The sequence below is a fragment of the Klebsiella sp. NPDC088457 genome (genome assembly GCF_044900465.1).
GTDB lineage: Bacteria > Pseudomonadota > Gammaproteobacteria > Enterobacterales > Enterobacteriaceae > Klebsiella.
In genome coordinates this window covers 75,662-100,361 of sequence record NZ_JBJDNH010000002.1, presented here as the reverse complement: position 1 = coordinate 100,361, position 24,700 = coordinate 75,662, and the positions used below count along the sequence as shown (strand labels likewise).

Here is a 24,700-nt window from a genome sequence, read left to right as displayed (position 1 = left end):
CGGTGGTTATTCCGGCTCGTTTTTATTGATAAATTTCACCGAGGATTTCTTAGCGATTCCCGTCAGGACGTTAATAATGTCCTGGTAGTTAGTGGCGAGAAACACGTTATCGCCCGCGCAGTGGTTGCGCCACAGATCGAGAGCGGTGGCCGTTTCTGAGCTATTGACGGTGAAAATAAAGAATATATCCGCCAGTTGCGTAGACGTCCCATCAGGATAGCGCAGCAGCCCTTCTCTGATGCGTTTGCACAAATCATATTGATCAAATAGTTTTCGGGTCAGAGTGCCGCCATCAATATCAATACCATCTGATATGACAATGATTGCTTTCCTTGGGTTATTTCCTTTGGCGATAACGGGAAGCGCGCGCAGTAGTCCTGAAGTGACATAGGTTGTGCCATCAGTGACATTCATCTCCCTGAATTTATCGATTATCTGGCGATCGCTGGTTAACTCAATAAGATAAGAGGCTGGCTTCGCCGTCTTACTCTTCAGAATATCGCTGGCTGCACTGGCACTAATACTACCAAACGTCGAATAACAATCATAAAGAAACGGCCGATTATTAATGATATTAACGACATATTCAAAAGTTTTTACAGATTCTTCTGAAAACATATAACCGTCCGCAACTAAACCGTCAAAATCCGTCGTTACAGTATTGAAGATTGTCCGTTGTGAATACGCATAATACATAAGCTCATGCGCCGTTGCGCGGTTTTCCTTAAATTCAGAATAATGATTAAAAAGATTAGCTCGGGGATCAGCATCACAACTATGTTTGGCTTTTCCAACACCACTACCGAACTGATCGTTTTGAACGCACCAGCCTCTACTAACCATGTTGTTTATAGTATATCCGGTCGCCGGAGAAACGACATTTTGATACCAGGCGTAGAGTAATGAATCATAATAATATGATTGCATTAATTCCGTGGGAGTATCTATTGTGGTTGTAAATCTCATTTTATTATACCAAAAATCGAGGTCTATTTTTGAATATTTCGGAAGAAATTTCCCTACATAAGAACAACCAAACCTCTTTCCTCCGGCGATATTCTCACCAGGAAGAATAACGGATACCCCTGCAGTAAAGGGAATAATCCCTACGGTATTCGTCACCGCGTCATCATTTAAAACCTCGCCAATAAACTCCGTGACGACTTTACGTAACAATTCGATCCTGGTCAGGCCGGGCTCTGATGACGAACTTAACATCGACCCTGAAAAATCCAGTACCAGCGCGTAGTCCGTCGGGTATTTTATCTCTTCGATTGTGCGCCTGACCACACCCGCCCCGCCGTCGGCGCGGATATCCACCGCGGAGTCAAAACCCACCTCTTCCTGAGCGCCGATCATCGGGCTAACGCTGATCTTACCGCTGGCGGTATAATCCACGGAATCCAGTTTACTCGTTTCCGTCTTGCTGTAATTCACCGCCACTGTTACGAGCAGATCGTTTTTGGCGATCGTCGCGTCTGGCACATAGTAGCTAAGGTAATTATGCAACAGGGTAATATTCTCCGCTTTATCCGCCGCGGTGGTATTGCGGTTATCGGCCATGGCCACCGCCAGCACGCCCTGATTCAGACCATCCGCCAGCCTGGCGCGGCTGCTTTGTAAATTCGCGCCGTCCCAGGCGACGGAATAAAACATCATCAGCAGCGGGAACATAATGGCAAACATCACGGTTATCGCGCCGTACTCCTGGCGTAAAGGACGTACGATAAAGCGTAAAAACAGGCTTCGCATAATTTTCACCTCGTCCATAAGGAACGGTATTAACGCGGGATAACCGCATTGCTGATAGAGATATCGCCGATCTGAATTCCGGCGCGGTTCAACGCGCGTTTAAACCAGCTCTCGCCCCCCGGGACGCATATCGTCACCTGATAAACCGGTAGCCAGCGCCCTTTCGCATCCCACGGCGACAGCGCCGCAATTTGCGTACCGGTTATCGCCAGCCTGCTGCGACAGCTCCCGGTTCCGCGGGTGAAAGACTGGGTATTCAATACGTTTTTTTGCGCCTTGCTGCCGCTGGGTTGAAAAAAGACGGCCTCCACCACCAGCTGATAGGGGCTACCGGCCAGGCGGCTCTCCTCCAGTAAAACGCCGGCCAGATCGTAAAGGTCGCTGACATCCTGCTGGCTTAGCTCCTCTTTTTCACCGTAGAAGGCGCTCCGTTCGCGCACAACGCTGGCCAGCGAATGGGTTACCCGCTGCAGGTAGCTTTTATTCAGAAAGACAGCGCTGAAATCCACCAGCAGCGCGCACAGCAGAAAAAAAACCACGAAGTACAGACCGGCCTCGATCGCGACAGATCCACGATCGCCGCGCAGATAGCGTTGTATATCGCCCATCGTTTTACTCATCATTTTCCGTCTCGCGCTGAAATTCCTGCACCAGTAAAATTTTGCGGCTCAATTCACGAATGACGCTTTGGACAGGAAAGAAAAAAAACAGCGGCTGATAGTCGGTGGTCAGCTGATAAAAGGCTAACGGCTTATGGCTCGCATCCGCTGTGGTGCAGGTATGGTGAATCACCGCGGAAATATTGTCACACCAGGCCACCGACAGCTCGACATGGACATCGCGTGAAATCAGCGGCCAGTCCGCCATCCGTTTATTGATTTCATCATTAAAATAGTGCTGATAGTTTTCCGGCGCCCGGGTAATAGCGGCAATGTGCCCCGACTCGGCGATAATCAGATCCAGCGCCGAGGAGATAAAGACCACCCGACACATCTCGGCAATAAAAAGGATCGAAACAATAAACGGAATAAACACCATCGAAAATTCCATCGCGGCAATGCCCTGCTCACCGCATAAATAATGGCGCAGGTTGCTTTTCGTCTTCTTTGACATACATTCACCAATCGTTATACCCATACCTGGAGCCAGTAGCCGCAGCTGATGGCCAGCGCATATGGCACCGTCGCGCGTTTGTCGCGGGCGAAGAAATAAAAATACAGCAGGCTGGCAACCGAGAGCGGAATGCCGGCGATGGCGGTCAGCAGTAAAAAATCCCCGGTCTCCGAGGCTGACAACGCCACCGCCAGCGCACAGACCAGCTTAATATCGCCGGCGCCTACCAGCTTCGCCGTCGCGGCGATAAACCCCAGCGCCAGCAGTATGCCGGGGAGAATGAACGCCGGATAAGGCATATGAGCAAATCCTGCGAGACATGAGAGCAGCAGTATCAGCAGCGTGGCCCGGTTAGGTATCCGACGCCAGCGTATATCCATATAGCAGATATAGATAAGCACTCCGCTGATTCCGGCGGTCAATAGCCATACGATATCCACGATAATCCCTCGCTCACCTCACGCTATTTAACAGAGAAACGTTTTATTCCGCTGAGCGCTTATCTGGTGCCGTCAGTTCATTAGTGTTAGAGCCCGACACGGCGCACGCCGGTAGCCAGGAAAAATAATGGGTTACGCTGTCCATAATTCGGCTGTCGCGATCGTAAAGTACCGGTGCCAACGCAATTGCATCGCTGAGAATATCCGCGGCCGTTAATTCCACCGCCTGCATCAGCCGATGGGCAAAAATATCGTCGGGGATTTGCGTCTCTTTCTGCAAATGGCGACTCAGAGGAAACAGCCATTGGTGATACCAGATCAGGCGCAGCTGAATTAACTCCTCCCGGTTACCCAGCACCGGCGCAACGGAAATAAACCCACAGCTCATATCCGCACAACATAATCTGACGGCCAGGGACATCGTTAACGGATCACTCATAATAATATTCCTGTGGCGGCTGGCGATCTGGCTGCGTCTGGCAAATGTCAGCAATGCCCGCCGCCAGCTGACGCAGCAGCCAGAAAAGCTGCCCGAGGGGCTCCTGCGCGGAGGCCACGACGGTCAGACACAAGGGAAAATGCTGCGTGGCAAGCTGCCAGAGCAGAATATTGTCCCGCGCACCCTCGATGGTAATGGCCTTCTGCTCCCCGGCGTCAATTTCATTCAGCATGGCGGCGCCAACCCCCAGCAGAGAGCTGGTCATCGCCGCGATTTTATGTAGCCGCCCGGGATCCTCTTCTTTGAGAACCGCCGCGACTTCGTAACCATCGGCGGTCGCCACCAGCAGCTCCCCCATGATGGGATGGGCCTGGGCAAACTCCAGCAGCAGTTGCTGAATTCGCTGACTGAGTTCAGTAGACAGGGTACCGGCATCTTCAATGGCAAAAGGAAGTATGCTTGTCATCAGGAATACACCTCTTCATTATTTCTGGCACGCTCAAGCTGGCAAAACAGCACCTTCAGCAGGAGTAAGACCCTTTCCGGGCTGCGTGCATCCAGCGTAGCGACGGGAAAGCGCAGCCCCTCTTCCCGCAGCAGCCGCTGGTATTGTTCAATATCGGGTAAAGGGGATAAATCACACTTCACAATGCCCAGCAGCACGGTCGCATTCCCCGCCAGCGGGCCGGATTTCAGCGCCCGCAGCCAGCCGCGAGTCTCTTCCAGCGCTGCTGGCCGCTGATTATCGGCCAGCAGCAGGATACCCACGCTGCCACGTTCGAGGATCTCGCGCATAAACGTGAAGCGTTCCTGCCCCGGGGCGCCATAAAGCCGCATCCGGTTTTGCCCTCCGGGAATAGTCAGCTCGCCGTAGTCAAACCCCACGGTGGTGGTTTCTTTCGCCGTGACGATGCGGTCGGTTGCCCGCACGTCCGTTGACACGACGTTGATTTCACTGACGCTGCGGATAGCCGTGGTCTTACCCGAACCGCTGCGCCCTACCAGGATCACCTTATAGTCTTTCATCATCCCGAACCTTATCTCCTCCGCCCGCTTGGCGCAGGCGGAGCGACTTATAAAATGACGATCGCCTCTTCGACATCCGTCACTTTGCGTCTGGCCAGCGCCAGATTGCCATTGCGGCGATCGAGAATGGTATAAACGAACACGCCGTCCACCGCCTTCACCGGCCGCAGTATGTGATACTGCTTGCCCAGCGTAATCAGGACGTCTTCCACCTCATCCCCGCTGGCCATTAACTTCAGCATTTTGATATTGGCACGCAGGACATCGGTAATGGCCGCCGCGGCAATTTCGATATCCAGACCGGCGGAACCCACGCCGTGCAACAGCATGCCATTACGCGCATCCACCAGCGCGGCCCCCAGCGCGCCATCGAGGTTGACCAGCCCATCCAGCAACTTTTCCATTTCAGCCATTATTTTCTCCTGTGGTTTTATCCCGTTATGATTTATCTGTGACTTTCAGGTCATGAAGAACTTCTTTAACATTTGCCAGTAAGATATTGTCGATAGAGAGCCCTTCGACTTTCAGTTTTAATATCTGGCACCACGGCTTCATGCCCGGCGTATAGCAGCTGACCACCGCATGAACCTCTGAGGTTAAACAGAGTTCTTCATTGATGGCCGCATGCAGCGTATATTTATCGCCGGCGCGGAAACGTTCGGTACCGGGCGGCGCAAACTCGTGGATAATAATCGGCGAATATTCCCGCAGCGCGGCAATCTCAGAGAGTGATTTCTCCCAGTTAAGCACGGCCGGAATAATACTTTCACCGCTCTCCCACGGCCGGGATAGCGACGTATCCGGCCTGGTGCGGTAGCCGCGCAGCACGCCGTCCGCGCCAATCATCAGATGCGAAACGCCCGCCGGTACCTGCACCAGCAGATTCTGGTATTCATAAATTTTCATAATAATGATTTCCGTATAAAAACAGGCTACGCGGTTCAGCCATAATAAATATCAAATATCAGTCGTTCCCCGGGGACCCTGTTGGCGGCCAGGCGGAATACTTTCGTTTTTGCCAGCGAATGGGTGAATTCAAACTCAATTAAAACAGCATCCGCCTGGTTCTGATAAAACGTCAATTTATTGATGTCAGGATATTCTCTGGGAATATCATTAGCCGCCCGCAGCAACGCGGGCCCCAGTCTGACATTGTGTAATTCAAAAATACGCTTATTTTTATCCGCGCTGGGCAGCTCGCGGAAATTAATCGCCTGCCGCGACTCCAGCGTCAGGCGGAAATAGCCGGGATGGCGCCCGGAGCGAACCGCAGAAACGTCTTTCAGACCGCGGGTTAACGACAGGGAGGCCTTTTCCGGCAGCCCTGCCGGCTTCGCCGCCGGCTGATTATTCAGCAGCCGGGCGATCTCATCCTCAGCGGGGACCGGCGTACGTTCAGCGCCCGTCATGCGCGCCGGCGACGGCACGAAAGCAGTCTGCGCGGCAGTCTTCAGCGGCAGCGCAGCGCTTTTCGCTACCGACACCGGGGCTGGGGTCGACGGCGCAGCGGACCGCACCTGCGGACGCGGATTCACTTTCGCCAGGGCTTCCATCAGCCCTTCGCTACGGTCGGCCATCTTTTCCTGCTGCAGGATACTTTCGGCAGCATTGAAATCCTGGAGCTTCACCAGCACGTAGACGAGGTTATGCAGAACTTTCTGGCTCGCATGCCCCCTGCTATAGAGAGAAAAAAGATAATCTCTGGCAGTGGCGTAATCGTTTTGCATGATGGCCAGCATCGCCAGATTGTTAATCACGATATCGTCATCAACAAAGCGCTGCCGCGCTTGATTAAACGCCCGGGCGGCGCCGGTAAAATCGCCATCCTGCGCCAACAGGATACCCTGCATATTCCAGGCTTCACCGCTTTTAGGGTTCTGCCCGATCACACGGGAGACCACCGCCTGCGCTTCGCTATAACTCCCGAGCTCCATCAGATTTTTACTTTCCAGCAATAACGCCCGCTCATCAGGATTGTTAGCGATGAGCGGCTGCAGATACTGGCGGGAAGAGTCGAAATCTTCCGCCAGATAATAGTATTCCGCCAGCCGGTAACGGGTATCCTGATCTTCCTTGCGGCTGAGCTTTTCACGGTAGAGCTTGATCAAGCCGTTATAGTTATTGACCTTACTGAGAATATATTCACGCTGACTATCATTCAGTTCGCCGCTGCCGGTTTGATTCTGGCAGCCGCTCAGCACAAAGAGCGCCAGAAACGCCGCACGATAGATTAATTTGACCACATTGACACCATCCCTATAAACCCTGGTCCCGCAACGATGACCAACAGTGGAAACATGATGAAAGCGATCATCGGCAACGTCATTTTTGCCGAGAGGCTGGCCACCTTCTCCTCCGTATTCAGCAGTTGCAGCTCGCGCATCTCTTTAGAGAGAGCGATCAGTACCTGATATATCGAAGAGCCGTATTTAATACTCTGCTGTAAGGTCGAGCACAGCATTCTGACTTCGGTCCCCGGCACCTCCTCATAGAGCTGCTCGAGGGCGGCGTTAATACCGTTCACCTCCGTTTTGAGCATCGCCCTGTCGAACAGGGTGGCGATATTGGGATTAATGGCATAGGTATTATCGGCGATATAGCGTAAGGCTTTTTCAATGGTCATTCCGGACTGTACGCAAACCGCCAGCATATCGATAACAAACGGCAGGTCGTCAGAAATCCTTTTCATATGCTTTTTAATAGTCATTTCCTTTACCAGATTCGGTAACAAAATAACCACCACCACACAGGCTAAAATGCAGAGAAATAGAACCTCGCGGGAAAATATATATATCCCGGACGCATCAATTAACACCAGCAGTAACGTCGCGCCGACGACGGTTAATACTTTAGCGACAATGTTCTTATCCAGCATCGCGGTCCAGGAGACCAGACGACTGGTTTTCCTCATTATTCGCTCAACGGGTGTCGTATTATCCGGCGGGATAAAAGCGAACTGCTGGCTACTCTGCTCGAGCAGGTGATAAAGACGCTCCCGGCGCCGTTTTAGCAGCCAGGCCCGCGTTAACCCTCCGGCGCCCAAAACCAGCAGCGTCAGCGCAATTATATAAAACATATGCCACCTATATTTTATTCATCATCATCCAGACAATCAGCAGCCCCAGCAAAATGCTGCAAATGGCGTAATAGAGCATCAGCTGGCCCGTCGGGTGGTGCAGTAAAATGTCGAAATTAGCCGGCGACTGATATTTCAGGAAGAAAAAGAAAAAAATGGGAATAGCCGTCAGGATCTTAATCGACATGCGGACTTCCGACGTCATGGCATACTTTTTCTTCTCCAGCACCCGGGCGTTCGAGATCAGCGTGCCCAGACGCGACATCACCTCTTTGACCTGCCCCCCGCCTTTCATGTTCAGCTGTACGGTAATGATGAAAAAGTAGTATTCACTAAACGGCAGGCGCCGCCACGAGGCCATAAAAACGCTTTCCGCATCTTCACCAATTTCCTGGCGTTGCGCTATCTGTCTGAATTCATCGCCGAGCGCGCCGTCAATCTTTTGCCCGCACTGCTCAATCCCCTGAATAACGGAGTTGCCGGCGCGGATTGAGCTGTTAATAATATTCAGCGCTTCCGAAAACTGCGTATCAAATTGCAGGCGCATTTTTTTCTTGCTGCTGAGATAGAGGGCGTACAGCGTCAGTACCAGGAATGCGGGATGGATAATGGCCGGACTCAGGTTCAGGTAATTCTGGTTAATGTACAGGCTGACGGCCTGAACCAGCAGCAGAATCAGCCCGTGGCGCAAGGCGGTACTGCGCTGCTTGCCCAGCAGATGAAGACGCATATCGCCTATAATGCGCGATAACCAGCCGCCCAGCGGATGGCGCAGCAGCCGCCTCGTCAGTTCCACCCGGTTACGGGCAGCGTCTGCCTGCTGCAAACGCTGCATGCGCTTCTGCTGGCGATACCACAGCCCCAGCTGGATAACCCCTGCCAGCAGCAGAAAGCTAAAAATGATCATCATCATGGCATCCGGTTCCCGAACAGTTGTTTTAAAGGCTCAAGCAGGCCGTGTACCAGCGCCTGCCGGTAAACCGCCGAACGCTGCAGCAGCCCAAAACAGGTAAACGTCCCCTGAATCTTCCCGTACTCGTTGCGATCCGCTTCGGCGCCGAAGCTGAAAATGTCCTGCAGGATAATATTGTCCCCTTCCATGCCCATCACCTCGGCGATATTGATAACCTTGCGCGAACCATCCGGCAGGCGCGATACCTGGACGATGATGTTGACCGCCGAGGCGATATTGCGGCGTATAGCCGCCAGCGGCAGCGAGGCGCTGGACATCATGATCATGCTTTCCAGACGCGCCAGCGCGTCGCGCGGCGAGTTGGCATGCAGGGTGGACATTGAACCGTCGTGACCGGTGTTCATGGCCTGCAGCATCTCAAACGCCTCCTCGCCGCGGCATTCGCCGACGATGATCCGGTCCGGGCGCATACGCAGCGCGTTCACCACCAGATGGCGCATATTCACCACGCCCTGGTTTTCTGAACCGGCCATCCGCGTCTCAAGGCGAACCACGTGCGGCTGCTGCAAACGCAGCTCCGCGGCATCCTCCAGGGTTAGCACCCGCTCGTCTTCATTGATGTACTGCGACATCGCGTTAAGCAGCGTGGTCTTCCCCGACCCCGTCCCCCCGGAGACGATAATGTTGACCCGGCAGCGGCTGGCGATGACCAAAAAATTAGCCATCATTTCGTTCATGCTGCCGTACTCCGCCAGGTCCGCCAGCGATTTCTTTCCCTTGCCAAACTTACGAATGGAGATCGACGCGCCGTCCAGCGCCACCGGCGCAATCACCACGTTCAGACGGCTGCCGTCCGGCATCCTTGCGTCCACCAGCGGCTGGGAATCATCCACCCGACGCCCCACTCTGGACACCAGCCGCCGGGCGATATCGGTGAGCTGATCGTTGTTGAGAAAATGTTTATCAACCTGTTCAAGTTTGCCGAAGCGCTCGACAAAAATGCGATCCGGACCATTAACCAAAATATCGCTGATGGTGTCGTCTTCCATTAGTTCTCGCAGCGGGCCGTAGCCGGTTATCTCATCGGTAACCAGCTCACACAGATCGTGGCTGGCGCGCGTGGATAAATACCTGCCGCTGCTAGTCACCTGCCGCGTTATCACATCACCGATCTCACGAAACAACGCCTCGCGGTCGTGACGCAGCGCGTCAACCCGTTCCAAATCGACGCTCTTCAGCACCTGCTCGCGAAAATAGAGCAGTGATTCAAAGCTCTCCGTATCCATCGCCTTCGTTATCCTTAAAAGTTATGTCCCCGCCGTGCGGCGAAGTCCGCCATCCGCTATGACTTACGGTCGGGACGTAATGTGAATAACGATGAAAATAGCCTCCTCTTTGCCACCTCAGGTTCGGCTTTACCCAGCAGGCTCTGCGCGGCAAAACGCCAGAGCGGGGTGGCCGACAACGGTTGGTTTTTCTTAACGTTCCACGGATTCATTACCGCCAGCGGGTACCCCAGATACTGCTCAATATCTTCATTGCGTAGCTCATCGCCGTGCGCGGGGTGATTCTCATTGAGACAGATGAAGACCCGCATTTCTTTGCCGCCGCGCGACAGGTCAACACGCTGTTTCTCATCCAGCAGATACTTCGCCACCCGCAGCGCGCTCAGATCGCGGTTGACCACCAGAATCAAGGTGCTGGAGTGCGTAAAGACCGTCTCAAGGTGTTCATAGGGTTGGGCATAGACGCCGTGATCGAACATCACCAGATTGAAAGGATTAAAGTGACTATCCTCATAGGTCCAGGCAGCATCCAGCGGTTCAATTCGCGCGGATTGATGGGGCCCCATCGCCGTGATCGCCCCGTCTCTGGGCAACGTGCGGGAGGTCATTAAATCAAGATCCCGGCTGCCGCTGGCGCCCTGCACCAGCAGAGACGGGATCGATGTCTGCATACCGATGGCCTGAAACAGCTGCCAGGCTACGGTAGTGGTGCCCGCGCCGCCTTTACAGCCCAGCAGGCTGATTTTCATCATGCTGCGCGGCGCCAGCACGCTGTCAGGCTGCTGAAGCTGCCCGGCCAGCTGCGCCAGCTGGGACTGGATATGCAGGTAGCAGACGCCGGCGCTCATCAGCGCCTGAGCGAAAGCGATGGAGTCGTTGTGGCCTAAAAAGACCTGACGTGCGCTGGCAGGAATCAGCAGCGTAGCCGTTTCACATATCAGCGTGACGTCATTGCAGTTGCCGATATCAATAATCACCGTCGCGGCGCCGCGTAAAATGCTGTCGTCCTGCAGCGCAAAAAAATCAAACGGGTGGCTAATAACGTTATTAAAGTTATTGATTAATAACAAACTGCTAATATCAGAAAGAATCTCTTTATCGGGGGAGATGACCATAATTGACTGTGCGGCCCCCTTTTTCGCTTTATGCGCGACTTCTGGCTCGCTTTTCTTTTTAAGATCCGAAAACAACTTCATCTTTCACTCCAGAATATTCTACTAACGCGAGGCGGTTAGCGGGCAAAGCCGCCCTGTTCCAGAAAACGTCCGGCATCACTATTTAAACGCTCTTCGCGTATTTTCTGGTCGACACCGACGTTGAAGAACAGTTTTTCCACCGAGCTGCGGCGAAAGGACGGCAGCGACATCTTGCGGGCCGTCGCTTCGGGCTGCGGCTTCACCAGGTTCACCGTGGCGAACACCACCAGTTCGCTTTTGCTTCTTTCGGTCATGGAGCTGCGGGCCAGCGCTCCCAGAACCGGGATATCGCCGATAAACGGCACTTTGGTGAGCGACTCTTTATCCGCCTCGCTTAACAAGCCGCCGATCACGAAACTGTCGCCATCCGCCAGCTCGATGGTTGAGCTGGAACGCCGGGTGCGCATGGTGGGGATCTGATAGTCGTTATAGGCGTATGAGCCGGTGACGCTGCTTAATTCGTTGGAGACATACAGGCGTATCTTCTGCCGTTTTTCGACCTTAGCGGTGATATTCAGGCGAATACCGTACTCTTTATACTGCACGGTGACCGAGTCCTGATCTTTCACCATAATCGGAATTTCACCGCCGACCAGGAAGCTGGCGGACTCTCCGGAGAGCACGGTGAGGTTCGGCTGCGCCAGCACCCGGGCGATAGCGTCATTTTTGACGGCGTTAATCAGGGTGCTGATGTTTCCGGCGTCAAAACCGCGGCGGAAACCTAGCAGGTTGAACATGCCGGGGCTATTCACGCTGCTGCCGCCGTTGATGATGCTGTCCAGCGTCAGGCTGCTCCACTCGATGCCCAGGTTATCGGTAAACTCTTTGCTGACCTCCACCACGGTCAGCTTGACGTTGACCTGGTTCGAGGACGGGAGCTGTAAGCGGTTAATCACGTTGTCGTAGACTTTCACCACCGCAAAACGGGCGCTTTTAGTGCTGTCGCTGCCGCCGTTGCTTTTCCCGCCGCCATCTCCGGATCCCACCAGGCTGCCGACCAGCTGATAGACCCCGTCGCGGGTCTCTTCATCGGGCACCGTGCCGCTCAGGATCCACGTGGCTTTATCGGCATTCTGGAAGCGTTTCACCTCCACCGTACTGCCGGGGTATTCACGCGCCACGCGCTGGCGAATGTCGCTCAGAAAAGGGTCGACATCCACGCTGAGATTCATCAGGATTTTCGCCTGCGCGCCATAGACCACCAGTTCGGTGCTGCCCAGCTTGCGGGCATACAGCACGATATTTTTATCGTTGACGATTTTGTAATCGGCAACGGTCGGGTCTGACACAAACACCGTATTAACGGCGCTGCCAAAGCGCAGCGTTTTCGATTGCCCGGGTTTGAGATTGACCACCTCAGCCTTCACCCCCAGGGAAAACGCGCAAAACACCAGCAGCACAAACAGCCTTTTAATGCAGAACAAACGTTGAGTCATGTTTTAAAATATCCCTGTATCCGGGGTTCCATGGTGCATATAAGCCGCCCGAGGTCAGGCGACGGTTTAACCTCGCAGCTCGTTAATTTCGCTGGCGAGCTTTGCAGGAACGGGAGGTAGATTAAAAATCACATCGTCACTGACCGGCCATGTCGCCTCCAGCGATGGGAGCGCAATGGTCGATTTCCCCTCCGGGGAGGTTGCCGCCGGGAACAGGAGAACATTCGCCAGCTCGCCACCCAGCCCTTTCAGCATCTTGACCTCGCGGTCCTGCAACTCCACAACCAGCTGGCTACCCTTTTCCACCACGCTGACGCCGTTATTGACCACCGTTTTGGCCGGGCGAATCGCCAGCACCCGCTTATTGCCCATCAGCGGTTTCAGACGGTTATAAAGCTGATTTTTTTCCCGGGACTGGTCGGCGCCCACTTCCAGGGTATCTTCATGTTTGGGGTATATCCGGCGATAGGAGAGATAAATATCCACGCCCTGCCCGGCCTTGACGTTGTTCAATAAATAGTTGTCTGATTTATTCAGCTCGAAGGTATAGAGAATATTTCCCGGCTGTAAAAACAGGGTCAGGTATTCATCGCTGCCCGGTTGCACCAGTAAACCTGGCAAAATCCATGAATTCGCTGACACCGCGCTTTTTATCGCCCAGTTATCGAGGCTTTTACCGGCGAGATTAAACTGGGCGTCGCTACTGCCGACCTCAACCGTCACAGTTTTAATCTGAAAGTCCCCGGCCCGCAGTACCGTGCTGGCATCTAAATCACGGGTGGCCACCGCCACGCTGATGGTCTGCTGCGGTTTTTTTTCTGGCTGATTGACCTGCGGAAGGGCCGCCGTGCGGGATTGGTTAAAATAGAAAAACAGCCCCAGAATACCGACAACGATCATCACCACATAAACCAGCAGACCGCCTCTTTTCATATTCATTGTTTTCCACTTTGCGTTGACAGTATCCATGTATCCGGAATTCACAAATACGGACATCGCGTCCTGCTATGCCCGTATTAAAACCACTAATGAACGTGCAAAGGCTTATGGCGCAGGGGTAGTGCCAGCCATAGAGTTATCAACCTTAGTTTTGATACTATCAAAAATATCGGTCAACATTGTCTCTACGGTTCCGCCCGAACCGAAAACAACGGCAACAACGGCGGCCACGCCTGCGATGACAATCGCGTACTCAACGGCGGTGACGCCTTTTTCATTACGTTTGAAATCATGAATGCATCCAGCAACACAGGTATAGGCAGCCAGATATTTATCATAAACACGATTTAGCATTACCAGTTTCCTTATTTAACCATCATTCAATATTTAAATTTATATGTCACCCTAGATATATTCACAAAAAGAATTAATCTTTCGTTCATTGATATTCCCGGGCGACAGAAGAATAGCCTGAACATTCTGCTGTCAGCTAATATTTATAATCGATCGATTTGAAGCCACTTAATAGCTTAAAGCTATCACTTAACAAATAACGATCGTTTTAACCGATCGTTTGCGCCAAAGAAAAAAGAGGAAGATGCATTAATCACTTATAAATCAGGCGTTCCGTAGCGATATTTTTAGCGTAATGCTGCCGGGATGAGAAATTATTTGCACCGGGTGTTTTCATAATAAACAAACAACTCAGCAACCATTGCTTTCGATAAAAATCACATTCAGCATTTAGCGCTGATTTCGATCCTGAATTCGCAGCATAACTATCCTTTCTTTGAGCGGATAAGTGATTTATCGCTTACAATATATGGGAGATATTGATGCCAAACACACATATAAATAACAAATAATCGAAACCATGAAAATTCCTAAAAAAGTAATCCCCAAATAGCATCATCCCTCTTTTAATTAACCAGAAAAAGATCATCAAACAGCATGAAATAACTTTGGAAGATTCAATAGCAGTACGTAAATCTGCTTTATTGCCAGAGATTCGAGGATATAACACAGAGAGGGCTCGGTGCCGTCACCCGAGCAAGGGAGACTGAAAAGCGGATTAACCCGACATTAACCCGACGAAAAGGAAACATTCTGTCTTTTGCCTGCTGCGGCATCCATGGCGAACAGGCCGCGCTGCCAGGGAGAACGATGCGTTTTTCAGCGGAATACGGGCCAGCCACCGCGGCAAAGCCCGTAGCTTTCCGGCGCTTTAGATTGTCACCATGCCGCGCACCCCTTCCGCTTCCATATCCGCGCCCTTTCCCTGCTGAATAATCGCCCCGCGCGACATCACCAGATAGCGGTCCGCCAGCTCGGCGGCAAAATCGTAGAACTGCTCGACCAGCAGAATCGCCATATCGCCACGGTTCGCCAGCTGACGAATCACCTCGCCAATCTCTTTGATCACCGAGGGCTGAATACCTTCCGTGGGCTCATCAAGAATCAGCAACTGCGGGCGGCTGGCCAGCGCGCGGCCAATAGCCAACTGCTGCTGCTGGCCGCCGGAGAGATCGCCGCCGCGGCGCTGCTTCATGGTTTTCAGTACCGGAAATAGCTGGTAAATCTCCTCCGGTACCTGGCTGGCCTCTTTGGCCGGAAAACGCGACAGGCCCATCAGCAGGTTCTCTTCCACCGTCAGACGGGGAAAGATCTCACGCCCTTGCGGGACGTAGGCGATCCCGGCCTGGACGCGCTGGTGGGGTTTACGCTGGGTGATCGGTTTATCCTGCCAGATGACCTCGCCGCTGCGCGCCGGCAGCAGCCCCATCAGGCACTTCAGTAAAGTGGTTTTCCCCACTCCGTTGCGCCCCAGCAGGCAGGTAATTTCCCCCTGCCGAGCCGCAAAGTTCACCCCGCGCAGAATATGGCTGCCGCCATAATATTGATGTAACTCATTAACCTGTAGCATCCGCGCTCCTTAACGCCCGAGATAAACTTCAATCACCTGCTCGTTGGCCTGCACCTCGCGCAGCGAACCCTCCGCCAGCACCTGCCCCTGATGCAGCACCGTCACCCGGTCGGCGATGGTTTCAACAAAGCCCATATCGTGTTCCACCACCATCAGGGAGTGCTGTCCGGCAAGGGTACGAAACAGCTCGGCGGTGTACTCGGTTTCGGCATCGGTCATCCCGGCGGCAGGTTCGTCCAGCAGCAGCAGATGCGGCTCCTGCACCAGCAGCATGCCGATCTCGAGAAACTGCTTTTGCCCGTGCGAAAGCAGCCCCGCCGGCCGGGCGCGTTCGGCATCCAGCCGCAGCAGGCGCAGGATTTCGCTGATGCGATCCTCCTGCTCGCCGTTCAGCCGCGCCCGCAGGCTGGCCCAGACCGATTTATCGCCTTTCAGCGCCAGTTCGAGGTTTTCCGCCACGCTGAGCGCTTCAAACACCGTCGGCTTCTGAAATTTACGCCCGATCCCCTGGCGGGCGATGGCGATGGGGTCCAGCGCGATTAAATCTATCGACTGGTCGTACAACGCCCGGCCGCTCTGCGGGCGAGTTTTGCCGGTGATCACATCCATCAGGGTGGTTTTCCCGGCGCCGTTCGGCCCGATCACGCACCGCAGCTCGCCAACACCAATCTCCAGCGAGAGGTCCGTCAGCGCCTGAAAACCGTCGAAATTAACGTTGATCTTCTCCAGTTGCAGCACCGGGTCGGTCTGCTCGCGAAAGCGGTCCGTCGGCTGCTGGCGGGTAAACAAACCTTCATCCGGTTGCATCAGCGGTCTCCTTTGCGCAGCAGGCCGATCACCCCGCGCGGTAAAAATAGCGTGACGATGATAAAAATCAGCCCGAGGAACAGTTGCCAGTACTCCGGCATGGCGACGGTAAACAGGCTCTTCGCGCCGTTGACCAGACCGGCGCCCAGCACCGGGCCGATTAAGGTGCCGCGACCGCCGAGCGCTACCCAGATTGCCGCTTCGATCGAGTTAGTCGGCGACATCTCGCTGGGGTTGATGATCCCGACCTGCGGGACGTACAGCGCCCCCGCCAGTCCGCACAGCACCGCCGACAGCGTCCACACCAGCAGCTTGAACCCGCGCGGGTCGTAACCGCAGAACATCAGACGGTTCTCCGCGTCGCGCACCGCGGTTAAAATACGGCCAAATTTACTCTTCGCCAGCAGATAGCCGATCCATAACGTCAGCAACAGCAGCAGCACCGTCGCCATAAACAGCGCCGCGCGGGTGCTGGTGGCGGTGATGGAAAAGCCGAGCAGCGTGGTGAATCCGGTAAAACCGTTGTTACCGCCAAAGCCGGTTTCGTTACGGAAGAAGAGCAGCATCCCGGCATAGGTCAATGCCTGGGTCATGATGGAGAAATAGACCCCTTTGATTTTCGAGCGAAAGGCAAACCAGCCGAACACCAGCGCCAGCAGCCCCGGCACCAGCACCACCAGCAGCATCGCCCAGGCAAAATGTTGCGTCCCCCACCAGAACCACGGCAGCGCATCCCATGACAGAAAAGACATAAACGCCGGCAGGCCGTCCCCCGCCGCCTGGCGCATCAGATACATCCCCATCGCATAGCCGCCGAGGGCGAAGAAAATACCGTGGCCCAGCGACAGCATCCCGGCGTAGCCCCAGACCAGGTCCAGCGCCACCGCCACGATGGCATAGCAGAGGATCTTTCCGGTGAGGGTCAACAGCCAGCTTGAGACCGCCAGCGGATGCGACTGCGGCAGCAGCGCCAGAAACGGCATACTTAACAACCCCAGCACCAGGAGTACGCCGAGCCATTGCAGCGGTCGCGGCGCCTTACGCGCCAATGTTAAGGTAATTGGTTGGCTCATCAGTCAATAACCCTCCCTTTTAAGGCAAACAGGCCCTGCGGACGTTTCTGAATAAACAGGATGATCAGCACCAGGATCAGGATCTTGCCCAATACCGCTCCCAGCTGCGGTTCGAGGATTTTATTGAAGATGCCGAGGCCAAAGGCGGCCACCACGCTCCCCGCCAGCTGGCCAACGCCGCCGAGCACCACCACCAGGAAGGAGTCGATAATATAGCCCTGGCCGAGTTCCGGCCCGACGTTGCCAAGCTGCGACAGCGCCACGCCCCCCAGCCCGGCGATCCCGGAACCGAGGCCAAACGCCAGCATATCCACGCGCCCGGTCGGCACGCCGCAGCAGGCCGCCATCGCCCGGTTCTGCGTCACCGCCCGCACGTTCATCCCCAGTCGGGTTTTATTCAGAATCAGCCAGGTAAAGAACAGCACCAGCAGCACGAATCCCAGTACCGCCAGGCGGTTCCACGGCAGGATCAGGTTCGGCAGAACCTGCAGGCCGCCGGAGAGCCACGCCGGGTTCGCCACTTCAAGGTTCTGAGCGCCGAACAGCATGCGCACCAGCTGGATCAGCATCAGGCTGATGCCCCATGTCGCCAGCAAGGTCTCGAGCGGACGACCATAAAGGTGGCGGATAATGGTGCGCTCGAGCGCCATGCCGATACCGCCGGTAACCAAAAATGCCACCGGCAGCGCAATCAGCGGATAAAAAGCCAGCCACTGCGGCGCCAGCTGGGCGAGCGCCTGCTGCACCAGCCAGCAGCTGTAGGCGCCGATCATCAGCATTTCGCCATGCGCCATATTGATCACCCCCAGCAGCCCGTAGGTAATGGCCAGCCCCAGCGCCGCCAGCAGCAGCACCGAACCCAGCGATAGCCCCATAAAAGCCTGACCGAGAATATCGCCAAGCAGCAGGCGCTGTTTAATCTGGCTCAGACTTTTCGCCGCCGCCTCGCGCACCCGGGCATCGGGCTCATGGTGCAGATCGGTATAGGGGATCAGCAGAGCCTGGGTTTCCGGGTCCACCGAGTGCCCGAGTCGTTCAACGGCGGCCAGCCGCCGGGCGCTGTCCGGACTGGCAAGCTGCAGACGGGCCAGCGCAATTTCCAGCTGGCTTTTGACCCCCTCGTCGGTTTCTACCGTCAGCCGTTGCTGCAATAGTCCGTCCATTTCCGGGGTGGCTTCCCGCTGCAATGTTTTCGCCGCCGCCGCCCTTTCAGTGACACTGTCACTGACCAGCAGATGCGTCGCCAGCGCGCCGGCGACCAGATTACGCAAGCGGTTGGTGAGACGCACCGGTTTTGTGCTGCCCTGTGGCGCCGGGGCGGCCCCCAGCGCCTGCTGCTGGCTGAAGGCGTGGCCGCCTTCGTCCGCCACCAGGGTTTCCGCTTTCAGCGCCCGCAGCAGCGGCAGCCGCTGCGCGTCCGGCGCGGCGGCCCACTGCTCCAGCAGGCGCGCCTGCTGAGTGCGGTTGGCCGCCACAAAATCATCCGCGTCCGCTGCCTGCGCCCGCCACGGCACTATCAACACCAGTAGCGCGAGGTAATAACCCAACATGCGCCATGTGCTCATGAGTCTCTCCTTGTGTGTGTCATCTCCCCGTTAACGCTGACGAAGATAGCGCGGGGATCCGGGACATCCCCGGTCGTGCTGACCGGGGCTACGGTGATGCAGCCCGGGCAAGGCGCTCACGCCGCGCCCGGGAGAAATGCGCTTAATTGGCGGCGGTTTTCACCGGATGATCGGGCTTCTTATCGTTACCGGCGATCCACGGACTCCACGGCTGGGCACGTACCGGCTCATCGGTCTGCCAGACGACGTTAAACTGGCCGTTGCCTTCAATTTCACCAATCATCACCGGCTTATGCAGATGGTGGTTGGTGGCGTCCATCGTCAGGGTGAAACCTGACGGCGCGTTGAAGGTTTGCCCGGCCATCGCATCCCGCACCTTATCAACATCCGTGGTACCGGCTTTGGTCACCGCCTGGGCCCACATATGCAGCCCCACCCAGGTCGCTTCCATCGGATCGTTGGTCACCACGGTGTCGGCGTTCGGCAGCTTATGGGCTTTGGCATAGGCGCGATAGTCGGCAACGAACTGTTTATTCGTCGGGTTATCAACCGATTCAAAGTAGTTCCACGCCGCAAGGTTGCCTACCAGCGGTTTGGTATCGATACCGCGCAGCTCCTCTTCGCCCACCGAGAAGGCCACGACCGGCACATCGGTCGCCTTCAGGCCCTGGTTTGCCAGCTCTTTATAGAACGGCACGTTGGAATCGCCGTTGATGGTGGAGACCACCGCGGTTTTGCCGCCGGCCGAGAATTTCTTAATATTGGCGACGATAGTCTGGTAGTCGCTGTAGCCGAAGGGGGTGTACACCTCTTCGATATCTTTATCCTGAATCCCTTTCGCATGCAGGAAGGCGCGCAGGATCTTATTGGTGGTACGCGGATAGACATAGTCGGTGCCCAGCAGGAAGAAACGCTTCGCCCCGCCGCCATCTTCGCTCAGCAGATATTCCACCGCCGGGATCGCCTGCTGGTTGGGTGCCGCGCCGGTGTAAAAGACGTTCGGCGACATCTCTTCGCCTTCATACTGCACCGGATAGAACAGCAGACCGTTGAGCTCTTCAAATACCGGCAGGACCGACTTGCGCGAGACCGACGTCCAGCAGCCAAAAACCGCCGCCACTTTGTCCTGGGTCAGCAGCTGACGCGCCTTTTCCGCGAACAGCGGCCAGTTTGACGCCGGGTCGACCACCACCGGTTCGAGTTTTTTCCCCAGCACGCCGCCGCTGGCGTTAATGTCGTCAATCGCCATCAGCGCAACGTCTTTCAACGGCGTTTCGGAGATCGCCATCGTCCCGGAGAGCGAATGCATAATGCCGACCTTAATGGTGTCGGCGGCGTAAACCTGGAACGAGTAGCCCATGCTGATGACAGAGGCGGAGAGTGCGAAAGCTTTTAATAATGTTCGACGCTGCATGATTCACTCCTGAATATCGCAAAAACAAAAAATGAATTAACGACTAGCCGGAAGTGATAAGGCAAAAACGGTGCCAGGTTGTCTGGCGGCGGGAAGGCGCGGCGTGGCGCAGGAGAGAAAATACCGGCAGGCAGCGTTGCCTCAAAAAGGTGCAACGCTGCGCTATGAAGAGCGGTTACCAGACCTGGGCGGCGATCCCGGTGACCAGGCGGACTTTATCCCACTGCTGGGCTTCGGTCAGGGCGTTACCTTCTTCCGTCGAGGCAAAGCCGCACTGCGGGCTGAGGCAGATCTGCTGCAGCGAGACATATTGCGCCGCCTCCTGCAGACGCGCTTTCACCCCCTGCGGGTTTTCCAGTTCGCCGTTTTTGGTGGTGATCAGTCCCAGCACCACCTGCTGCTTGCCCGGGCGGATAAAGCGCAGCGGCGCGAAGTCGCCGGAGCGGTCGTTATCATATTCCAGGAAGAAGGCATCGACGTTAACGCCGCCGAACAAGACTTCCGCCACCGGCTCGTAACCCCCTTCCGAGATCCAGGTGGAGCGGAAGTTACCGCGACAGACGTGCAGGCCGATGGTTAAATCATCCGGCTTCCCTTCCAGAGCCTTATTCAGCACCCGGGCATAGGTCCGCGCCAGCTCGTCCGGGTCGTCGCCGCGTTCGCGTACCTGCTGGCGCTGCTCATCGGAACACAGATAGGCCCAGACGGTATCGTCCAGTTGCAGGTAGCGGCAACCGGCATCGTAGAAGGCGCGGATCGCATCGCGCCAGGTGGTCGCCAGATCGTCGAAATAGTCCGTCAGATCCGGGTAAACCGTGGCGTCAATATCTTTGCGCCCGCCGCGGAAGTGCAGCACGCTTGGGCTCGGGATGGTCATTTTCGGCTGGGCGTCGCCGCTGATGCTTTTCAGGTAGCGGAAATCTTCCAGCATCGGGTGATCGCCAAAGGCCAGCCTCCCGGTGACGCGAATGCCGTGGGCTTTCGTCTGCACGCCGTTGAACTGGATGCCTTTATCGGAATCGTAGCGCTCTACGCCCTGTAAACCATCAAAGAAATCAAAGTGCCACCACGCGCGGCGAAACTCGCCATCGGTGACCACGTGCAGGCCGCAGTCGCACTGCTGCTGTACCAACTGGCGGATCGCCTCATTTTCGATCTGCCGCAGCTGCTGCGCATCGATGGCGCCTTCGGCCAGCTGCTGGCGCGCGAGTTTGATCGCATCCGGACGTAAAAAACTGCCGACGATATCCGCGCGGAACGGGGCCTGTTGACGTTGCATGGGGTCTCCTTAGCGGGAAGCAGGGTTAGTTGCCTACCGTGATAGTTCATTATTTGAATGCTTGGACTTCTGGATGTCTATATGTCCAGATACTGGCATGCGGCGGCGCGGTCAGCAAACGAGAATAATTCATGGGATGTGAAATAAATTCATGTAGCGATCGGCTCGCCCGCGGCAAACCGATCGCTTGTTGGCTTATTCGGCGAACGGCAGCCCCTCATCCTGCCAGCCGGTCAGACCGCCCAGCATCATTTTCACCGGTCTCCCCAGCCCGGCCAGTTTTAAAGCGGCGATGTCCGCGCCGTTGCAATGCGGCCCCGCGCAGTAAACCACGAACAGCGTTTCTTGCGGCCAGTGCGCCATTCTGGCGGCATCGATCTGGCGATGGGGCAGATGCAGCGCCCCGGGGAGATGGCGTCGGGCAAAGGTTTCCGCGCTACCGACAACGTGCAGCAGAACAAAATCGACCTCGCCGTCGCGCATTGCGCTATAGACATCCGCGCAGTCGGTTTCAAAACTCAGTTTTTGCCGAAACCAGGCGGCGGCTTGATTTGCAGCGGCGGGGGCAAATGCGGTTACAACACTCATGGCGTATTCTCCTTGTCTGTGGTACCACTAATTTACTGAATCCGCTGACCTCTCATCTGCCGACAACCATGACAGAAAACGCTGAAATCCTGACAAACCACTCCGTGACGGTGTCACAAAAAGGCCACCGCGTCGTTGCCCTGGCCTATGACGGCTTATGTACCTTTGAGTTTGGTATTGCGGTGGAGGTCTTCGGCCTGACCCGCCCGGAGATGGGCGAGCGCTGGTATCGGTTCGCGGTAGCCGCGGTGGATGGGGGCGAGCTGCGGGCCACCGGCGGGATCCGCCTGGTGACCGATGGCGGTATGGATTTGCTTAGTGAAGCAGACACCATTGTGGTGCCCGGCTGGCGCGGGATTGACTCCCCGGTTCCCCCCGCCCTGTGCGCCGCGTTAATCGCGGCCCATGCCCGCGGCTGCCGGATTATTTCCATCTGCTCCGGCGTATTTGTGTTGGCGGCGGCGGGGTTACTCAATGGCCGCCGGGCGACAACCCACTGGCGCTATACCGACCAGCTGCGCCAGCGCTTTCCAGGGGTCGAGGTGGTCGCCGATGTACTGTATGTCGGCGCAGACGGAGTGATGACCTCCGCAGGCAGCGCCGCCGGGATCGATTTATGCCTGCATCTGGTACGCGAAGATTATGGCATTGAGGCCGCGAATACGGTAGCCAGACGCCTGGTGGTTTCCCCCCACCGCGATGGCGCGCAGGCGCAGCAGGTTGTCCGCCCCGTCGCTCAGGCGCGGGAAAGCCAGCGGCTGGGGCTGGTGTTCGATTTTCTGCACCAGCACCTTGCCGCCAGCCATACCGTGGCGTCTCTGGCCCAGCGGGCGGGAATGAGTCCGCGCACCTTTTTACGCCGCTTTCAGGCCGCCACCGGCAAAACCCCTGCCCGCTGGCTACTGGATGAACGCCTGCAGCGCGCGAGACAGCATCTTACCCACAGCCGCATCAGCGTGGAGAAAATCGCCGAACTCAGCGGTTTTGCCGATGCCAGCACCCTGCGGCACCACTTTCGCCAGCAGTTCGCCCTCAGCCCGTCGCAGTACCGGAAGCAGTTTTCCAGCACCGCGGTTGAAAAAACATCGCCAACCGCGCGGTAGCGTTGCTGGCCGAAAAACCCATGCCGCGATTCTGGTCGTCTGGCCGCACCATGCCCGTCGCTTGCCGTACGGTCCCTGGCGATTCTTTATTTACAGATGAAAAAGTTTACCTTGTTAATTAATTGTTTAGATTGACCTGGTTATGATTCATTCAACAACCGTAAACCCTGTTCAATAAGGACGACTTAGCGCACACCAAAAAACTCATGGAGGTTAATCATGCTGGGAAATATGCATGTATTCATGGCAGTACTGGGAACTATTCTGTTCTTTGGTTTTCTTGCCGCGTATCTAAGCCATAAATGGGATGACTGATGAACGACGATAATCCCCACCCGTAAGCGCCCCCTGCTGCTGATTGCACCAGGGGGCGTTCTGCTTTTGGCTTCCTGATCGTGCCGTTATGTCTCGCGTGTAGATACAATAGCCCACCGTTCGGCCTGCCGTCCCGATTTCAACGAAGATCTTCTGCTCCTTCTCAGGGACATAAACAATATCCCGAAAAATCACTAAAAATGAATGCTGCGTTTTTGCGGGGTACTTACAGTTATATGTCGCCAGTCAGGTCATGAGCCCTCTACGAAAAAGGCCCGCAAAGGCGGGCCTGGTGCAGATCAACTCACAGCGTATAGCTCAAACTTTATGCTCTATCACTCTGTGATTATTTTCAATGGCGATTTTATGTGGTTTTTCGCTCTCCGGTATCTCCTGATGAATCGAGATTTGTAAGAGTCCATTCTCCAGCTTCGCGCTTTTGATTTTAGCGTGCTCAGGCAGTGAGAAGCTCAGATTAAAATCCGCACGGTGTATTCCTTTATATATCCAGTCCTGGTTATTCTGCGACTCATTCTCAGAACGTTTACCCGATATATGCAGGTTACCACCGACGGTCTCTATTTCGAGCTCATCATCTTTCCAGCCAGCCACACTTACACTCAAAAGATAGTTGCTCTCGTCCACTCTTTTCAGGTCATAAGCAGGAAGAGTCCCAACTGGCGAATCACCCGTTAACTGACTAAACAACCTGTCGATACGATTAAAGCGGTCTGAAAAAATTGAATCAGCAAATACAGGGAGTGCTGACAAGGTTCTGAGTGCCATAATTAACCTCCTGAATTTCAATTCAAAAGCTCAACATAGAGGCAAGCATTGCTTGTCCGTAAAATAAAATAATACCTTCGCGAAAATTTTCAAGGTCTGCATTGAAAATTTTCTACTGCCAACAATTCCGGGGTATCCGGGAGCACGTTAACCTGCACGTAGCAAGGTGCCCGTATGTCTGATTGTCGCAATATGATCCTTTTACCTTGACACTGTTTATATATACAGTA

At 55.2% G+C, this 24,700-nt stretch carries 27 protein-coding genes; 2 read left to right on the top strand and 25 right to left on the bottom strand.

Annotated features, from left to right (window positions below):
• Positions 1-6: 6 nt before the first annotated feature.
• The 24 genes from ACI2JR_RS02605 to ACI2JR_RS02490 form a co-directional block, all read right to left on the bottom strand.
• On the bottom strand, positions 7-1,752 hold the full coding sequence (locus ACI2JR_RS02605; RefSeq protein ID WP_462477790.1) for a TadE/TadG family type IV pilus assembly protein: 1,746 nt from the start codon (positions 1,750-1,752) through the stop codon (positions 7-9).
• Positions 1,753-1,781: 29 nt separating this feature from the next.
• Complete coding sequence (tadF, locus tag ACI2JR_RS02600) at positions 1,782-2,360, bottom strand: tight adherence pilus pseudopilin TadF (RefSeq protein WP_165905766.1); 579 nt, start codon at positions 2,358-2,360, stop codon at positions 1,782-1,784.
• 4 nt (positions 2,361-2,364) lie between these two features.
• A complete protein-coding gene (locus ACI2JR_RS02595; RefSeq protein ID WP_132731102.1) occupies positions 2,365-2,865 on the bottom strand; it encodes a TadE/TadG family type IV pilus assembly protein in 501 nt (166 codons plus the stop codon).
• A gap of 14 nt (positions 2,866-2,879) precedes the next feature.
• Positions 2,880-3,305, bottom strand: coding sequence for a prepilin peptidase (locus ACI2JR_RS02590; RefSeq protein ID WP_462477789.1), 426 nt, complete (start codon positions 3,303-3,305; stop codon positions 2,880-2,882).
• Between the two features lie 43 nt (positions 3,306-3,348).
• The gene (locus ACI2JR_RS02585; RefSeq protein ID WP_462477788.1) at positions 3,349-3,744 is read right to left on the bottom strand and encodes a hypothetical protein; all 396 of its coding nucleotides are present in this window, start codon (positions 3,742-3,744) and stop codon (positions 3,349-3,351) included.
• The gene (locus ACI2JR_RS02580) at positions 3,737-4,210 is read right to left on the bottom strand and encodes a roadblock/LC7 domain-containing protein (protein WP_462477787.1); all 474 of its coding nucleotides are present in this window, start codon (positions 4,208-4,210) and stop codon (positions 3,737-3,739) included. Before ACI2JR_RS02580 ends, ACI2JR_RS02585 begins: the two co-directional genes overlap by 8 nt.
• Positions 4,210-4,773, bottom strand: a complete 564-nt coding sequence (locus ACI2JR_RS02575) for a GTP-binding protein (protein ID WP_243655245.1) — start codon at positions 4,771-4,773, stop codon at positions 4,210-4,212. The genes ACI2JR_RS02580 and ACI2JR_RS02575 overlap by 1 nt, the downstream gene beginning before the upstream one ends.
• A 44-nt stretch (positions 4,774-4,817) precedes the next feature.
• On the bottom strand, positions 4,818-5,183 hold the full coding sequence (locus tag ACI2JR_RS02570; RefSeq protein WP_462477786.1) for a roadblock/LC7 domain-containing protein: 366 nt from the start codon (positions 5,181-5,183) through the stop codon (positions 4,818-4,820).
• A 25-nt stretch (positions 5,184-5,208) separates the two neighbouring features.
• Positions 5,209-5,676, bottom strand: a complete 468-nt coding sequence (locus ACI2JR_RS02565) for a hypothetical protein (protein ID WP_462477785.1) — start codon at positions 5,674-5,676, stop codon at positions 5,209-5,211.
• A gap of 35 nt (positions 5,677-5,711) precedes the next feature.
• Positions 5,712-7,013: a tetratricopeptide repeat protein gene (locus ACI2JR_RS02560; protein WP_462477784.1), complete on the bottom strand. Its 1,302-nt coding sequence runs from the start codon at positions 7,011-7,013 to the stop codon at positions 5,712-5,714.
• Positions 7,001-7,846: a type II secretion system F family protein gene (locus ACI2JR_RS02555; protein ID WP_462477783.1), complete on the bottom strand. Its 846-nt coding sequence runs from the start codon at positions 7,844-7,846 to the stop codon at positions 7,001-7,003. The genes ACI2JR_RS02560 and ACI2JR_RS02555 overlap by 13 nt, the downstream gene beginning before the upstream one ends.
• 7 nt (positions 7,847-7,853) lie before the next feature.
• Positions 7,854-8,759 carry a type II secretion system F family protein gene (locus ACI2JR_RS02550; RefSeq protein ID WP_462477782.1) on the bottom strand — a complete coding sequence of 302 codons (906 nt, stop codon included), beginning with the start codon at positions 8,757-8,759 and terminating at the stop codon, positions 7,854-7,856.
• The gene (locus ACI2JR_RS02545) at positions 8,756-10,045 is read right to left on the bottom strand and encodes a CpaF family protein (RefSeq protein WP_462477781.1); all 1,290 of its coding nucleotides are present in this window, start codon (positions 10,043-10,045) and stop codon (positions 8,756-8,758) included. Before ACI2JR_RS02545 ends, ACI2JR_RS02550 begins: the two co-directional genes overlap by 4 nt.
• A 56-nt stretch (positions 10,046-10,101) precedes the next feature.
• Positions 10,102-11,241, bottom strand: a complete 1,140-nt coding sequence (locus ACI2JR_RS02540; protein ID WP_462477780.1) for a hypothetical protein — start codon at positions 11,239-11,241, stop codon at positions 10,102-10,104.
• A 35-nt stretch (positions 11,242-11,276) separates the two neighbouring features.
• The gene (locus ACI2JR_RS02535; protein ID WP_462477779.1) at positions 11,277-12,677 is read right to left on the bottom strand and encodes a type II and III secretion system protein family protein; all 1,401 of its coding nucleotides are present in this window, start codon (positions 12,675-12,677) and stop codon (positions 11,277-11,279) included.
• 66 nt (positions 12,678-12,743) lie between these two features.
• Positions 12,744-13,616: a hypothetical protein gene (locus tag ACI2JR_RS02530; protein WP_462477778.1), complete on the bottom strand. Its 873-nt coding sequence runs from the start codon at positions 13,614-13,616 to the stop codon at positions 12,744-12,746.
• 105 nt (positions 13,617-13,721) lie between these two features.
• Positions 13,722-13,970, bottom strand: coding sequence for a Flp family type IVb pilin (locus ACI2JR_RS02525; protein WP_462477777.1), 249 nt, complete (start codon positions 13,968-13,970; stop codon positions 13,722-13,724).
• Positions 13,971-14,841: 871 nt separating this feature from the next.
• Positions 14,842-15,540 (bottom strand): urea ABC transporter ATP-binding subunit UrtE, encoded by a 699-nt coding sequence (urtE, locus tag ACI2JR_RS02520; protein ID WP_132468062.1) that lies wholly within the window; start codon positions 15,538-15,540, stop codon positions 14,842-14,844.
• A gap of 9 nt (positions 15,541-15,549) precedes the next feature.
• Entirely contained in the window at positions 15,550-16,347 is a 798-nt protein-coding gene (gene urtD / locus ACI2JR_RS02515) for an urea ABC transporter ATP-binding protein UrtD (RefSeq protein ID WP_462477776.1), read from the bottom strand.
• A complete protein-coding gene (gene urtC / locus ACI2JR_RS02510; protein ID WP_132731115.1) occupies positions 16,347-17,420 on the bottom strand; it encodes an urea ABC transporter permease subunit UrtC in 1,074 nt (357 codons plus the stop codon). The genes urtD and urtC overlap by 1 nt, the downstream gene beginning before the upstream one ends.
• Positions 17,420-18,985: an urea ABC transporter permease subunit UrtB gene (urtB, locus tag ACI2JR_RS02505; protein ID WP_132731116.1), complete on the bottom strand. Its 1,566-nt coding sequence runs from the start codon at positions 18,983-18,985 to the stop codon at positions 17,420-17,422. The genes urtC and urtB overlap by 1 nt, the downstream gene beginning before the upstream one ends.
• Positions 18,986-19,127: 142 nt before the next feature.
• Positions 19,128-20,399 carry an urea ABC transporter substrate-binding protein gene (gene urtA, locus ACI2JR_RS02500; RefSeq protein WP_132731117.1) on the bottom strand — a complete coding sequence of 424 codons (1,272 nt, stop codon included), beginning with the start codon at positions 20,397-20,399 and terminating at the stop codon, positions 19,128-19,130.
• A gap of 175 nt (positions 20,400-20,574) precedes the next feature.
• Positions 20,575-21,678 carry a cobalamin-independent methionine synthase II family protein gene (locus ACI2JR_RS02495; protein ID WP_132731118.1) on the bottom strand — a complete coding sequence of 368 codons (1,104 nt, stop codon included), beginning with the start codon at positions 21,676-21,678 and terminating at the stop codon, positions 20,575-20,577.
• Positions 21,679-21,873: 195 nt separating this feature from the next.
• Positions 21,874-22,266, bottom strand: a complete 393-nt coding sequence (locus ACI2JR_RS02490; RefSeq protein WP_462477775.1) for a rhodanese-like domain-containing protein — start codon at positions 22,264-22,266, stop codon at positions 21,874-21,876.
• Between the two features lie 68 nt (positions 22,267-22,334).
• Between ACI2JR_RS02490 and ftrA the strand changes: the two genes are divergently transcribed.
• Entirely contained in the window at positions 22,335-23,369 is a 1,035-nt protein-coding gene (ftrA, locus tag ACI2JR_RS02485) for a transcriptional regulator FtrA (protein ID WP_462477843.1), read from the top strand.
• Positions 23,370-23,588: 219 nt separating this feature from the next.
• On the top strand, positions 23,589-23,684 hold the full coding sequence (gene mgtS / locus ACI2JR_RS02480) for a protein MgtS (RefSeq protein ID WP_004102377.1): 96 nt from the start codon (positions 23,589-23,591) through the stop codon (positions 23,682-23,684).
• A 318-nt stretch (positions 23,685-24,002) separates the two neighbouring features.
• Here mgtS and ACI2JR_RS02475 read toward each other — a convergent pair whose 3' ends face one another.
• Complete coding sequence (locus ACI2JR_RS02475; RefSeq protein ID WP_132731120.1) at positions 24,003-24,470, bottom strand: Hsp20 family protein; 468 nt, start codon at positions 24,468-24,470, stop codon at positions 24,003-24,005.
• Between the last annotated feature and the right edge of the window lie 230 nt (positions 24,471-24,700).

Coding starts and splice junctions, on each gene's coding strand:
- ACI2JR_RS02580 (WP_462477787.1), bottom strand. CDS start 4,210: ATGACAAGCATACTTCCTTTTGCCATTGAAGATGCCGGTACCCTGTCT.
- ACI2JR_RS02495 (WP_132731118.1), bottom strand. CDS start 21,678: ATGCAACGTCAACAGGCCCCGTTCCGCGCGGATATCGTCGGCAGTTTT.
- urtE (WP_132468062.1), bottom strand. CDS start 15,540: ATGCTACAGGTTAATGAGTTACATCAATATTATGGCGGCAGCCATATT.
- ACI2JR_RS02545 (WP_462477781.1), bottom strand. CDS start 10,045: ATGGATACGGAGAGCTTTGAATCACTGCTCTATTTTCGCGAGCAGGTG.
- urtB (WP_132731116.1), bottom strand. CDS start 18,985: ATGAGCACATGGCGCATGTTGGGTTATTACCTCGCGCTACTGGTGTTG.
- ftrA (WP_462477843.1), top strand. CDS start 22,335: ATGACAGAAAACGCTGAAATCCTGACAAACCACTCCGTGACGGTGTCA.
- ACI2JR_RS02605 (WP_462477790.1), bottom strand. CDS start 1,752: ATGCGAAGCCTGTTTTTACGCTTTATCGTACGTCCTTTACGCCAGGAG.
- ACI2JR_RS02475 (WP_132731120.1), bottom strand. CDS start 24,470: ATGGCACTCAGAACCTTGTCAGCACTCCCTGTATTTGCTGATTCAATT.
- ACI2JR_RS02565 (WP_462477785.1), bottom strand. CDS start 5,676: ATGAAAATTTATGAATACCAGAATCTGCTGGTGCAGGTACCGGCGGGC.
- ACI2JR_RS02490 (WP_462477775.1), bottom strand. CDS start 22,266: ATGAGTGTTGTAACCGCATTTGCCCCCGCCGCTGCAAATCAAGCCGCC.
- tadF (WP_165905766.1), bottom strand. CDS start 2,360: ATGGGCGATATACAACGCTATCTGCGCGGCGATCGTGGATCTGTCGCG.
- ACI2JR_RS02530 (WP_462477778.1), bottom strand. CDS start 13,616: ATGAATATGAAAAGAGGCGGTCTGCTGGTTTATGTGGTGATGATCGTT.
- ACI2JR_RS02595 (WP_132731102.1), bottom strand. CDS start 2,865: ATGTCAAAGAAGACGAAAAGCAACCTGCGCCATTATTTATGCGGTGAG.
- mgtS (WP_004102377.1), top strand. CDS start 23,589: ATGCTGGGAAATATGCATGTATTCATGGCAGTACTGGGAACTATTCTG.
- ACI2JR_RS02525 (WP_462477777.1), bottom strand. CDS start 13,970: ATGCTAAATCGTGTTTATGATAAATATCTGGCTGCCTATACCTGTGTT.
- ACI2JR_RS02550 (WP_462477782.1), bottom strand. CDS start 8,759: ATGATGATGATCATTTTTAGCTTTCTGCTGCTGGCAGGGGTTATCCAG.
- ACI2JR_RS02540 (WP_462477780.1), bottom strand. CDS start 11,241: ATGAAGTTGTTTTCGGATCTTAAAAAGAAAAGCGAGCCAGAAGTCGCG.
- ACI2JR_RS02585 (WP_462477788.1), bottom strand. CDS start 3,744: ATGAGTGATCCGTTAACGATGTCCCTGGCCGTCAGATTATGTTGTGCG.
- urtC (WP_132731115.1), bottom strand. CDS start 17,420: ATGAGCCAACCAATTACCTTAACATTGGCGCGTAAGGCGCCGCGACCG.
- urtA (WP_132731117.1), bottom strand. CDS start 20,399: ATGCAGCGTCGAACATTATTAAAAGCTTTCGCACTCTCCGCCTCTGTC.
- ACI2JR_RS02575 (WP_243655245.1), bottom strand. CDS start 4,773: ATGATGAAAGACTATAAGGTGATCCTGGTAGGGCGCAGCGGTTCGGGT.
- ACI2JR_RS02555 (WP_462477783.1), bottom strand. CDS start 7,846: ATGTTTTATATAATTGCGCTGACGCTGCTGGTTTTGGGCGCCGGAGGG.
- urtD (WP_462477776.1), bottom strand. CDS start 16,347: ATGCAACCGGATGAAGGTTTGTTTACCCGCCAGCAGCCGACGGACCGC.
- ACI2JR_RS02570 (WP_462477786.1), bottom strand. CDS start 5,183: ATGGCTGAAATGGAAAAGTTGCTGGATGGGCTGGTCAACCTCGATGGC.
- ACI2JR_RS02535 (WP_462477779.1), bottom strand. CDS start 12,677: ATGACTCAACGTTTGTTCTGCATTAAAAGGCTGTTTGTGCTGCTGGTG.